Raw genomic sequence first — 12,507 nt, forward strand, 5'->3', positions numbered from 1 at the left:
GACCAAAGAACTCAGATCACACCAAGGCATCACGATCAAGTGGAGCCGTCACTCCGCTTCGCGTCGTCGTATCGGCTTGCCGCCTACGGCGGCTGGGGGTGCTGTCGCGCTGGTCGTGGCGCGGGTTGGGGGTGGCTCGTGCTGAGCATCTCCAGCGGTCACCGGGCCGACTACCTGACCGGCGCTGTCGCGTCCGGTCGGGAGAACTACTACACCGGCGCGGTCGCGGCCGGCGAGCCGCCGGGGCGCTGGTTCGGCCAGGGCGCCGAGGCGCTCGGGCTGTCTGGCGAGGTCGGCACGCAGGACATGACCGCGCTGTATGAGCGGTTCATCGATCCGCGCGACGACGCGTTTCGGGACCCGGCGCGGTGGGACGAGGCCGAGACCCTCGGTCACACCGGGCGGGCCTACAAGTCCGAGGAGCAGGTGTACGCCGATGCACTGGCTCGTGAGCCTGGTGCGTCACCGGAGCGGCGTGCCGAGCTGCGTGCGCTGGCCGGCAAGGCGGTGCGCAAGAACGTGGCCTTTCATGACGCCACGTTCTCGGTGCAGAAGTCGGTGACGGTGCTGCACACCGCGTTCGAGACCCAGGAGGTGCAGGCCCGCACCGCCGCCGAGGCGGCGCGCGGTGCACTGGAGCAGGCGCGCCGCACCGGGGACCGCGAAGCGGTGCATCGGCACTCCGCTGCGGTGCACCGGGCCGAGGCCGAAGCGGTGCACTGGGCGAAGCACCGCCAGGCGGTCGAGGACGCGATCTGGGCCGGGAACCAGGCCGCGTTGACCTACCTGCAAGACAAGTCCGGTTACACCCGCGTCGGCCACCACGGCGGCGCGGCCGGGCGCTGGGACGACGCACACGACTGGACGATCGCGTCGTTCTTCCAGCACGACTCCCGCGACCACGACCCGCAGTTGCACATCCACAACGCGATCCTGAATCGCGTTCAGGGCAGCGACGGGCAGTGGCGCACGATTGACTCGAAGGCATTGCACCGCTACAAGCCCGCGGCCGGGGCGGTCGGCGAGCGGGTGATGGAGCAGCACCTGTCGAGGGCGCTCGGGCTCCGGTTCGCGATGCGGCCCGATGGCAAGGCCCGCGAGGTCGTCGGGATCGACCAGGCCGTGATGGACCTGTTCAGCTCGCGGCGCCGCGCGATCACGAAGAAGACCGCGCGATTGGTGGCCGAGTTCGAGACCAAGTTCGGCCGGGAGCCGAACAGCCTGGAGCTCGACCGGCTCCAGCGCACCGCGACGCTGGCGACGCGCAAGGCGAAGTCGCACGACGGTGAGACCGTCGCGCAGCGGCTGGAGCGGTGGGACGCGCAGCTGCGCGCCGAGGTGCGCGGGGGACTCGGCAAGGTCGCGACGGATGTGCTCGCGTTGCGGCAGCGTCAGTGGCTGCCCGGGCGGATCAACACCGCCAAGGTGCTCGAGACGGCCCTGGCCGAGGTCCAATCCGCCCACGCGACGTGGCGCGCCTCGGACCTGACCCGCGCGATCAGCAACGCGCTGCCCGACAACCTCGGCAACCTGAAGCCCGACCGGATCGCCCGGCTGCTGGACCGACTGACCGAGCGCGGTCTGAAGCTTGCCCAGCAAGTCGATGCCCGCCACCTGGGCCAGACCGGGCAGCTGCCCGACGAGCTGCGCCGCGCGGACGGTTCGTCGGCCTACTCCGCGCCCGGGGCGACCCGGTACGTGACACCGGATCACCTGAAGGCCGAGCGGCAGCTCGCCACAGCGGGGTACGCCCGCGGTTCGGTGGCGATGACGGCGCCCGATGCCGAGGGGTTCGTGAAGCGGCTGGCCGCGGCCGGGCTGGAACTAGGCGACGACCAGGCCGCCGCGGTGCGCGGCATCCTCACCTCCGGCGCCAAGGTTGAGACGCTGATCGGACCGGCTGGTACCGGCAAGTCCCGCGTCGTTGGCGCGCTGGCCAAAGCGTGGGAAGACCCCGACCTGTGGGGCGGCGACCAGCGCCGGATGATCGGGCTGGCCGCGTCCCAGGTCGCCACCGAAGTCCTGGCCGCCGACGGCGTCACCGCGAAGAACATCACCCGCTGGCTGGCGACCCAGCAGCGCATCGCCGACGGCTCAGCCGCCACCGAGGATCAGGCATGGGCGCTGCGCACCGGTGACCTGGTCGTGGTGGACGAGTCCGCCATGGCGAACACCACCGACCTGGCCGCCATCCACGCGCACTGCGACGCCGCGGGAGCGAAACTGCTGTTGGTCGGTGACCACCGTCAGCTCGCCGCGGTCGGCGCCGGCGGCGGCATGGAACTGGTCACCGCGGGCGCGCTGACCCACGAGTTGACCGAGACCCGCCGCTTCACCACCGACTGGGAAGGCCCGGCGTCCCTGCGGCTGCGCGAAGGTGACGAGTCGGTCCTGCACGAGTACCACAAGCAAGGCCGCATTCTCGACGGCGGCGCCCTCGAAGCCGCGCAGCGGTCCGCATCCGACGCGTGGCTGGCCGACCACCTCACCGGCCGGCATGCCCTGCTGATCGTGGACACCAACGCCCAGGCCGCCGAGCTGTCGGCGCAGCTGCGCGCCCGGCTGGTCGAGTACGGCCAGGTAGACGACGAACGCACCGCCTGGCTCGCGTCGACCGGCAATCGGGTCGGTGCCGGGGACCTGATCCAGACCCGGCTCAACGCCTGGCACCTCAACGACTACCGCGGCAACAAGCGCGCCGCGTTCAACCGCGACGAGTTCACGGTGACAGAGGTCTTGGACGACGGCGGACTGCGGGTCGCGCCGCTGATCCGCGGCACCCGCCAGCCCGTGCCGGGCGAGACTGTGGTGCTGCCGGCGAGCTACGTGCGGGACTGGGTCGCGCTCGGCTACGCCGCCACCGTGCACTCCTCCCAAGGGCTGACGGTGGACTCCAGCCATCTGGTCGCCACGCAGAACACATCGGTGTATGCGCTGTATGTCGCGATGACGCGTGGCCGGATCGCGAACACCGCGCACGTCGTCACTCAGTCGCTGGCGAAGGAATCCGAGTACGGCGAAACCACCACCGCGGCGAAGCGGTCGGCGTTGTCGGTGCTGCGGGGCGCGTTCGAGCTGGACGACCCGCAGCTGTCGGCGTTGCAGGCCGCCGCCGAGTCCGCTGCCGAAGCGGACCGGCTCCGGACCCCGGCCGAGCTGCTGGCCGACGGCCTCGCGCTCGCGACCGCCGGGCGCACCGCCCGCTGGCTGGACGAACTCACCGACGCCGGCGCGCTGACGGCCGATCAGCGCACCGCTGTCGCGGCCGAGGACGGTGCTGGGACGCTCCAGACGCTGCTGCGCCGGGTTGAGCTCGCGGGGCAGGACCCGCGTCGGGTGCTGGCCGAGGCGATCCAGCAACGGTCCCTGCACGACGCCCACCGAATCAGTCACGTGATCCAGGACCGTATCAAGCGCATCGGCGGCGACCTCGACCCGCTCGGCGACACCTACACCGCCCGCCTCCCGCAGATTGATGACCCGAATTGGTCGGCATACCTGACCAACCTCGCGTCCGAGGCAGATGCCCGCGCCGACGAACTCGGCGAGCAGGTCGCCGCAGAACAGCCGCAATGGGCGATCGAGGTCTTCGACCGGCCGCCGAGCGATCCCGGCCGCGAGCGCGACGAGTGGATTCAGAAGGCCGGCATGGTGGCCGCGCACCGCGAGGTTATGGGCCACGAGGCCAGCGACGACGCGCTCGGCACGCCGCCTAAGCCGGGCCAGGTCGAGCAGTACGCCTCCTGGCGCGCAGCGTGGCGCGCGCTCGGCCGCCCGGAGGCCGACCGCGCCGAGGCCGAGATGTCGAACGGTCAGCTGCGGGTCCGGGTCCGCGCCTACGAGCGTGAAAAAGCGTGGGCACCGCCGTACGTCGCCGAGGAACTCGCCGGCACCCGCCAAGCCGCCGAGCGCGAACGGCGCACCGCCGCGCTGCGCGCCGCGGAAGCCGACGCCAGCGACGACGCGGCGACGCGTGAGCGGCTGCGGACGGAGGCCGAGCAAGCCAGGGCGCTCGCGGAGGCGCTGGAAACCCGGGCCGACGAGCTGCAGGTCGCCGACGATGCCCGCGCCGTCTGGTGGGCACACACCGCCGAAACCCGCGCCAACGCCGAGCGCGCCGAGGCGGAACTAGAGGCCCGCGGCATCGACAACAGCGATGACGGTCCGACCCCCGAGGAACTGCTCGAAACCATCGACGCCGAGGCCGTCGAGGACGAGCACCGCGAGGTCACCGCGGAGCACGAGCTGGCCGACGTCGCCGAACAGCGCGACACCGACACCGCACTCGCGGTACCCGCCGATGAATTCGTGGAGGCCGAGCTGGTCAACGAGCAACTCCCCAGTAGGACCGCACAACCCGACGCAGACGCCGACGAGATCCCCGACGCGGAGATCGTGGCCGACGACAACACCACCGGCATGGAAGCGATCGGCGACGTTAACGCCGTCGAAACCGAGCCGGTTCACGACCGCCCAGCCCTGGAGAGCCAGGCACCGACCGACATCCGCGAGGTCGCCGCCGACGAGCAGCGCGTCGCCGAGTCGGACACCCCGCGAGTTCCGTCCGCAGACGAAACCGCCGAAGCGGTACGCCGCGCGCAGCGAGCACTGATCGAGATTCAGCACCGCCGCGACGCCGAAGACCGCCACGCAGACGCCGAGGCCGAAGCCCGGGCCGAAGAACTCGCCCGGTGGCACGCCGACGACACCAACACCGAGCAGCACAAGGCCACTGCGGTCACGGCGGACAGCACCGATCAGGCCACAGATGATCACGCACCGGTGCTGGAGCTCGGCGGCTACGACGACGAGTAGCCACGCCCGTGAAAGGCGCTGTCCAGGCTCTCCTGCCCCTAGCGGGCGGGAGAGCACCCCGGCCTCGGGCCGGGACGAAAAGCCTGCTGTGGCTGGGTTTGGTGGCCGGGTGCCAGACCGCCCCCTCCAAAGTCAAGGGGTTCTCGGCTGGAGGACGACGGCGCTCGCAAGCTCGCTAATTTCCTTGTCCACCAGCCGAGAACCCCTTGACTTCGGAGCCTCTAGCGGCCCGGCAGACGGCAGTTGCCGGCAGGCCCCAAGGGGCTGCCGTCACACAACGGCCACTAGCGAGGGAGAACACCGATGAGGAACCGACGGATCAAGAACGTATCCCGTACCGCCTGCCAGCCGTGGTGCAGCCCGCAGGAGCTCAGCCGCGTTGCGCATTGGCACGCCGATCAGGGATTCGCGGTCTTCCCGCTGGTGCCCGGACGGAAAGTGCCGGCAGTCGAAGACTGGGAAACCGCGGCCACCACCGACCACCTGGCGATCGCCCGCACCTGGCGCAGAGCGCCGTACAACGTCGGCGTCGCGGCCGGGCCGTCCCGGCTACTCGTCGTGGATCTGGACCAGCCCAAGAATCCCGCCGACCGGGCGCCCGAGCCATGGCGAAGCCGCGGAGCAACAAGCGGAGCCGATGTACTGGCGTTGGTGGCCGCCGATCACGCGACCTGGCTGCCCGACACCTACACCGTCACCACGCCATCGGCCGGACGACACATGTACTACCGTCAGCCCGCCACCGGCCAGCTTGGCAACAGCGCCGGCCGCGTCGGATGGAAGATCGACACCCGCGGCCACGGCGGCTACGTCGTCGGAGCCGGATCGATCACCGCCGCCGGCCGCTACCTCGCCGAGACCACCATGCCGCCACAGCCACTACCCGGCTGGATCATCGACGCCCTCGACACGACCCCACCAGCCGTCGAGGTGCCGCGGCCGGCACCGACGTTGCGGAACACCAGCGGGTACGCCCTGGCCGCGCTCAGCGGGGAACTCGAGAAGGTACTCGCCGCCACACCCGGTCAACGCAACGACACCCTCAACCGCGCCGCGTTCGCACTCGGCCAGCTCGTCGGCGCCCAACTGCTCGACCAGCACCTCGCGCGAGACGAACTCCTATCCGCCGCCGGCCGCATCGGCCTACCTCGCACCGAAGCCGAACGCACCATCACCTCAGGACTCACCGCCGGCACACGCCACCCCCGCCGACGAACCGCCTGACAGTCGGGGAACACACAAGGGGGCCTCAGGAAGCCGTGCAAAGGCTCCTGATGCCACCTCCGTGACTCGGCGACCTGCCTGTCAACCTGTCCGGGCGTGCTCTACCTCGATCGGCGGCACACCCGAGCGCCGCCACGCCCACGCCAGCGTCGCCAATGCACCCTCAGCAAAACCCGGACGACCAGGCAGCCCACCGCGAGCAACTGCGCGCTCTGCCGCCTCAGTCTCCCGCGCGATCAACTCCTCGTACGCCTTCTCCGTGGTTCGGGTGATCGGAGCGTACGCCCGCTGCCGGACAGGCCCCGCCGGGTAGTTGAAGGTCACGAAGGCACACGCCAGCCAACTGCACGTGACCTGTACGCCGGCCAGATACCAGTCGCCTTGGCCTTTAGCCGACAGCGCATCGCCGCGGCGCTCAGCTGTCAACCACAGCCGGGCGAACTCACGCGCCGACACACGCAGGTTCTCCGGCGGTATCCGCTCGAAATCCCGGGCTGTCAGCTCCATACCACACGACGATCCCAGTGGGCGCCGACAGTTTCCAGTGCTCCGCGCGCCTCGAGTGCGCGCCAGGCCCATCTACGGGATGAGCAAATCCCGGATCACATGCCTCCTCAAAACCGGGCGACCGGCGATCATCCGCCTATCGGCCGAAAGCCGAGCGCGGCACCGTAGCGTCCAGCCTCCAGCACAGGACGCGGCCCGGCCGGCAGCTCGACCGACAGGCAGCTCGACCGACGGATGGCGTTTCTATCGATCATGTGTTCGAATCTACTCATGGAGCGATTCGCGGCGCGGCGTACAAGGGACGGCTTCGTTGTGATCGACCTGGCTAGCGCCGCGTGTACGCCGGACGACCTAGAGCAGTCCGCTGCTGAGAGCCTGGCCGCCGAGCTGAACGCCATGGTGGCGGCCGGTCACCAAATCGATGCGGTGCGATGGGTTCTATCCGAGCAGGTCGCGCCGCGAGCTGGCGGCCGGCGGGCGCGATCGACGTGTGGCTGTTCGACAAGCAATCCGACCAGTGGCTGGCGCGGGTTACCGACGACTCCGGACGCGTCGAGTGGTGCCCCGGCCGCGACCTGCGGCCCGCCCCGGTGATCGAGCAGCGAAGTCGGGCCGCGGCTGACATGGGTCTTGATCGAAGAGCAGGCTGATGACGGGCGCGCCGACAATCGCGGAAGCAGGCTGAAGGGAGGCCCGGGGAGTGGTCAGGGCTTCTCAATGGCCGACTGGCAGACGCAGATCCTCGCCGCTTTTGAGGATGGGCCACCGTACCCCTGAAGGGCCAGGCTGGGTACTGGGCCTACCGGCCAACCCGGAACGGCCCGGAGTGGGTGTGGGCCGACGGCGACGTGTGCCAGCCCCCGGACCGGTTCGACCCTGAACTGCTCCGCCCGTACGGCGCGCACCTGCACGACGCGGAGGCGGGGAAGCTGCACTCGCGTACCGGCTCGAGACGCCGCGGAGCCCCGCTGGGTCTGGACCGCCGCCGAGAACTGGCCGAAGAAGCCCCTCGCCAGGACGGCGGCCTAATCCCCACCCCGGGGGGCCAGGCCCGGACAGAGCACTCCACACCAGCCACCCAGAACGCGGCCAGCGATTGGGCGGCTTCACCCGCCGCATCGGACTCCGTGTTGTTGCTCGTTCCGCTCCGCGTGGTCAAGGCAACACTTGACATAAGGACCACCCGGTTCGGTCGGGCGAGAGTTGCCGGTGGCAACCGGCCACGTCAGTGTTCTTGTGTGGGCCTCACCGCGGTGCTGGAACTGTACGGGCTACCGCCCGAACAGTTCACCGCTGCCCGCAACCAACTGGCCAACACGCTCCGCGACGCCGGAGACGCTACCGGCAGCGCCTCCGTGAAAGCGCTGCGGAAACCGAGTGTCGCGGCCTGGCTGGCGAACCGCCTCGTCCGCATCGCACCCGAACAGATCGCAGAACTGACCGAATTCGGCGACCAGCTGCGCGAGGCCCACTCGACCGCCGACCGCGACCGCCTGAAGCGCCTCACACCGCGCCGCCACGCAATGGTCCAGCGGCTGATCGACACGGCAAGAGCCGACACCACCAGCACCGCCCGAACGATCACTCCCACCGCGGCCCAGCGTCTCGCCGAGACCCTCGACGCAGCCCTCGTCGATCCAGGCGCGGCCCAACTGCTACGCAGCGGATGCCTCACCAGCGCACTGCGCCACGTCGGATTCGGCGTCGTAGACGAGAGCGGCGAGCCAGCTGCTGTAGCGGCGGTACCGAAGAAGACATCAAGGCCCACGCCGGCAGTCAGGATGCCCGCGCGGAAGGCGGCGCCGTCCAAGAAGTCGGCCACGACCAGGAAGACCACACAGCAGGAGCTGTTGCGGCGACAACGCGCGGAGCTCCAGGACAGCCTGCGACAGGTCGAGGCCGACTACGCGGAAGCCGAGGAAACCCGCCGGGCGTCCGAGTCCGAACTGGACGCTAACGAACATCACATCGCCGACATGCAAATGACCATCGAACGTCTCACCGGCGAATTGGAACAGACCCGCCGCGAACTACGCCAAGCCCAGGGCCGCACCCGGAAGCTTGAACGTGCCCCCACTCACGCCGCCCGGGCCGCCGCGGCAGCAACCCGCCGCCGTGACGCGCAGCAGCAGCGTCTCGAAGCTTTCAATAAGTGAGGCCAACCAGCTGGCCAGTCGTGTCACCCATCCGTGGTGTCGCCAGTCCCGGGCCTGCCGATGGGGCCTCGCGCCTCGACGCCATGCGGCGACGGCTCCACCCGCCGGTGGCTCCAGGCCGTGAACTGGCGAGACCGCAACAGTCTGGCAAATCTGATCTTTGAGCTCCCGGGGTTATCCACAGAGATCTGAGCTCACCGTCGGGACGCGGCATCCTCGCGCATAGCACCTGACAGAACCAGCGAGCACGCGCCGAGCACCTCTGTAACCAACGTCCGGCTCCCAAGCCATCGGCGCGCGTTCCCCCTCGTGCTGATTGAGCTGCGCCTCCGGGTCGCTCTGGTTCGAGACGACGTCGTACGCCATCTCCGCGCTAGACGGCATGGGGACAAACTCTGCGGCGCCCCGCGGTTGACTGGTGTATATACACCAAGTATGCTCTGGTGTATATACACCATTTGAATGGAGAGGCCACCCAATGACCACGCGTAATCTTGCCCCTATGGACGTCTACCTCGACAGCGCACCGGAGAACATCACGCCCGAGCTCGCTCTCAAGGCTGAGCGCGTCCTCGACGAGCGGTGGAACGGCTGGCTTCGACCGCTTTCGACCGCCGACGCACTCGGTGACTTCCTCTACGCCTGGCGCCGTAACGACCCCAACGGCACCTGGGGATACGTAACAGAGGTTGGCTCCACCCTCATCTACCTGCGAAACGACGACGACGAGCCCGAGGAGTTCCCCCGCGCGGGCGAGGCCGCGGATGGCACGCCTCTCTACGACCTCACCGGCTGGGTCTGGTTCGACGCTCACGAGAACGAACAGGAATGATGTCGGCCCCGGGGCAGTCGGACGCACGCAAGGGTGACAGGTCGGCGACGAAGGTCCGAGCGGTTCGGGTCTCCGACGACCTCTGGGAGGCTGCCCAAGCCAGGGCCGCCGACAACGGCGAGAGCCTTTCCGAGATAGTCCGCAGGGCCCTCATCGCTTACACGGGACTTCAGGGTATGACCGGCGTCGTTGGCCGGGGGGACCGGCAGTAACAACTTCGCGACGGAGGGGGCGGCCGGGCGCTTGCGCCATGTCACCGATCTAGGCTCGTCACCGAGACCGGGTGCCGGCTACCTTGCGCAGAGTGAATGGCGAGGAGTGGCCTCTGCCGGAACCCGACAGTGAAGAACTCCGCATTCTCGTGCCGGGTACGGTCGAGCAGCGCATCTATGGTTTCCTCTACCGGCGCATGCCTCACCCTCCGACGATGGCCGAGATCGAGGCCTTCGCCGCTGACCAGGCTGGCAAACACGCCACCCACGTCAGCCGGCGCGTTCGAGCCCTTCGCGAAGTCGGCCTCGACGTTCGCGCGATCCAGGATGGAAAGGACCATCGGTACCACCTGCGAGGCTGGCGACCTGGCGGCCCGAGAGATCCCGGGCCAAGAATCAGTGACCGCGTCCGCGCCCAGGTCCTCGCGCCGCAGCGGTGTGCGCAGTGCGGGATGACTCCTCTCGAACATGATGTCGTGCTAGTTGTCGACCACCGCGTGCCCCGGGACTGGGGTGGCGGCGACGAGATTGAGAATCTCCAGCCACTCTGCGAGCGATGTAACGGCGGTAAACGTGCCTGGTATCAGACCTATAGCGCCCACGTCGAACAGATCCGGGCCGCCATAGGACATGAGGAAGTGCACAGGCGGATCGGTGAGCTGCTCAAGGCGTTCTACGGTGAGTGGGTATACACCGAGCTGATCGGCATCGTAGCGAGCGCGGTCTCTTACCAGGAGGACTACCAGAAGCGGCTGAGGGAGCTCCGCGCACTCGGCTGGGTGATCGAGGTTGACAAGCGCTACGCCGAAGGCGCCCGGGTAAGGACTTACTACAAGTGCACCCATTGGGAGCCTTGGCCGGAGGGAAGTATCAGCGGCGAAATCCGGCGCCGCGAACACGCGAACAAGGCGGCAGAAAAGGAAGGCCGCGCGTGACAGCTCACGTCGCGTTCGAGGAACTGGCCGCCGCAGTCGCAGCGTCGTCGGCCAATGACGCCTAACGCGGCTACACGTTGAGCTCAGCCCCTGACCTACTGGGGTTCTACACCGCCATGAGATGGCGCGCTGTGCGATCCTCGCTTGTCAGCTCACTAGCTCCCATGGCCCGGCGGATACTGAGCCCCACTGCCTCGGCGACCGGCGGCGGGAACGCGTTGCCAATCTGGCGGTAGGCCGCAGTCTTCCGACCTGCGAACTGCCAGTCTGACGGGAAGCCCTGAATTGCCGCGGCCATCGGCAACGTCAGACGCGGGATGTGGTCGACGGCCGTCTCACCATTCGGGCCCACGTTGGCGAGACCCTTTCCGTCAACACCGAGCTCCAGCCAGGCAGCACGGGCACGGGTGGGGCCGAGGTCAGGCCCACCATGTTTCCGCGATCCGCCGACAAGGGTTGGGCCAATTCCGCTGGCCTTCTTCGCCCAGAGCCGGGCACCGGGCCAGCCGTCCTTCTTCATCAACGGAAGGAGTGTCTCACCGACAGTCGGCGGGGTCCCGACGGGTTCCGGCCAGCGCCAGTTGTTCGCGTACTTCTTCAGGATGGCGACGAGGATGAAGCGTGGCCGCAGCTGCGGTACCCCATATTCGCTGGCGTTGAGTATCTGCCAGTCGGATGCGTAGCCAAGATTGCTGAGAGACTCGAGGATCGACTCGCGGTACGTGGCGAACTTGGCGGTGGCCAGGCCCTTCACGTTCTCCAGCATGACTGCTGTCGGCTTTGCCTCGCGGACAAGCCGGATGGCTTCTGGGAACAGGTCGCGCTCATCGTCCGCGCCTAGCTGCTTGCCTGCGATGCTGAACGGCGGGCAAGGTACACCGCCGGCGAGCAGGTCGATGCCTCGATAGTCGCGGCCATTCACCTCTCGGACGTCACCCTCGTGAACCTTCCATTGTGGCCGGTTGAGTCGGAGGGTCTCGCAGGCGTCAGGGTCAATTTCCACAGCCAGTGAGTGGCCGAAGCCTGCTAGTTCGAGACCGATCGCTTGCCCGCCGGCGCCAGCGCAAATCTCGAGGGTCGTGAGGTCGGTCACGGTGCTCCAATCCGTCCGGGCGTGCGTAGCATGAGGGCGAGCGATGCTGCTCGGGGAAGGTTAGCCGTAAGGCATCTTCTCTTATGAACCCCCACCATTGCGGGAGGCACCGACATTTTGCGCACCGTGTCGAAGCCGGAGGCCACTGACCCGCGGGAACGGGAAGCCCATCTCCTGCCACCAACCCCGGGCCGGTCCCGCAACATGGCCGCCATCCGCCGTACGGACACCAGGCCTGAGCTGGCGCTACGCTCGGCTCTGCATCGTGCAGGGTTGCGGTTCCGGAAGGATCTGCGCATCGACCTAGGCTCGATCAAACCCCGGCCGGACATCGTGTTCACCCGCGCCCGCGTCGCGGTCTTCGTTGACGGCTGCTTCTGGCACTGCTGTCCCGAGCACGGCAGGCCACCCACGCGCAACACCGCGTACTGGGGACCGAAGCTCGAGCGGAACCTGGCGCGGGACGAGATGAACACGGCAGGGCTGACCGAGGCGGGATGGACCGTCGTCCGGATCTGGGAACACGATCCCGTCTCGGACGCAGCTGAGAGAATACTCGAGGCGGTCAGACGAGCACGATAGAAATCGCCAGGCGCGCTGGGACTCCGTGTGGTTCGATCGGAGCCACGAATCCCTTAGCTCGATGATCGGCAATTCCTTCCCTGGCGACCCCGCGAGAGCATCCAAGACGTGGTGCGTCCCGTCCGGTGACCAGGTCGGCAACGGACCAGGA

8 protein-coding genes are annotated in these 12,507 nt (G+C 68.5%); 6 read left to right on the forward strand and 2 right to left on the reverse strand.

All coding sequences use genetic code 11. The annotated features are described in order from the left end of the window. Positions 1 to 138: 138 nt before the first annotated feature. Positions 139 to 4,815: a MobF family relaxase gene (mobF, locus tag ACXC9Q_RS38790; protein ID WP_457061766.1), complete on the forward strand. Its 4,677-nt coding sequence runs from the start codon at positions 139 to 141 to the stop codon at positions 4,813 to 4,815. Between the two features lie 303 nt (positions 4,816 to 5,118). Next, complete coding sequence (locus tag ACXC9Q_RS38795) at positions 5,119 to 6,039, forward strand: bifunctional DNA primase/polymerase (RefSeq protein ID WP_457061767.1); 921 nt, start codon at positions 5,119 to 5,121, stop codon at positions 6,037 to 6,039. 81 nt (positions 6,040 to 6,120) lie between these two features. On the opposite strand, the gene ACXC9Q_RS38800 is transcribed toward ACXC9Q_RS38795, so the two are convergent. Further along, positions 6,121 to 6,546, reverse strand: coding sequence for a hypothetical protein (locus tag ACXC9Q_RS38800; RefSeq protein WP_457061768.1), 426 nt, complete (start codon positions 6,544 to 6,546; stop codon positions 6,121 to 6,123). Positions 6,547 to 7,784: 1,238 nt separating this feature from the next. Here ACXC9Q_RS38800 and ACXC9Q_RS38805 point away from each other — a divergent pair. From ACXC9Q_RS38805 to ACXC9Q_RS38815, 3 genes are all read left to right on the forward strand, one after another. Continuing rightward, positions 7,785 to 8,702 (forward strand): hypothetical protein, encoded by a 918-nt coding sequence (locus tag ACXC9Q_RS38805; protein WP_457061769.1) that lies wholly within the window; start codon positions 7,785 to 7,787, stop codon positions 8,700 to 8,702. A gap of 502 nt (positions 8,703 to 9,204) precedes the next feature. Next, positions 9,205 to 9,534, forward strand: coding sequence for a hypothetical protein (locus ACXC9Q_RS38810; protein ID WP_457061770.1), 330 nt, complete (start codon positions 9,205 to 9,207; stop codon positions 9,532 to 9,534). A 304-nt stretch (positions 9,535 to 9,838) separates the two neighbouring features. Beyond that, positions 9,839 to 10,681 carry an HNH endonuclease gene (locus ACXC9Q_RS38815; protein ID WP_457061771.1) on the forward strand — a complete coding sequence of 281 codons (843 nt, stop codon included), beginning with the start codon at positions 9,839 to 9,841 and terminating at the stop codon, positions 10,679 to 10,681. Between the two features lie 106 nt (positions 10,682 to 10,787). Here ACXC9Q_RS38815 and ACXC9Q_RS38820 read toward each other — a convergent pair whose 3' ends face one another. Next, entirely contained in the window at positions 10,788 to 11,774 is a 987-nt protein-coding gene (locus ACXC9Q_RS38820; protein WP_457061772.1) for a DNA cytosine methyltransferase, read from the reverse strand. Between the two features lie 126 nt (positions 11,775 to 11,900). Here ACXC9Q_RS38820 and ACXC9Q_RS38825 point away from each other — a divergent pair, with 126 nt between their 5' ends. Next, positions 11,901 to 12,356: a very short patch repair endonuclease gene (locus tag ACXC9Q_RS38825; RefSeq protein ID WP_457061773.1), complete on the forward strand. Its 456-nt coding sequence runs from the start codon at positions 11,901 to 11,903 to the stop codon at positions 12,354 to 12,356. Positions 12,357 to 12,507 lie beyond the last annotated feature (151 nt).

Source organism: Kribbella sp. CWNU-51, assembly GCF_054073265.1.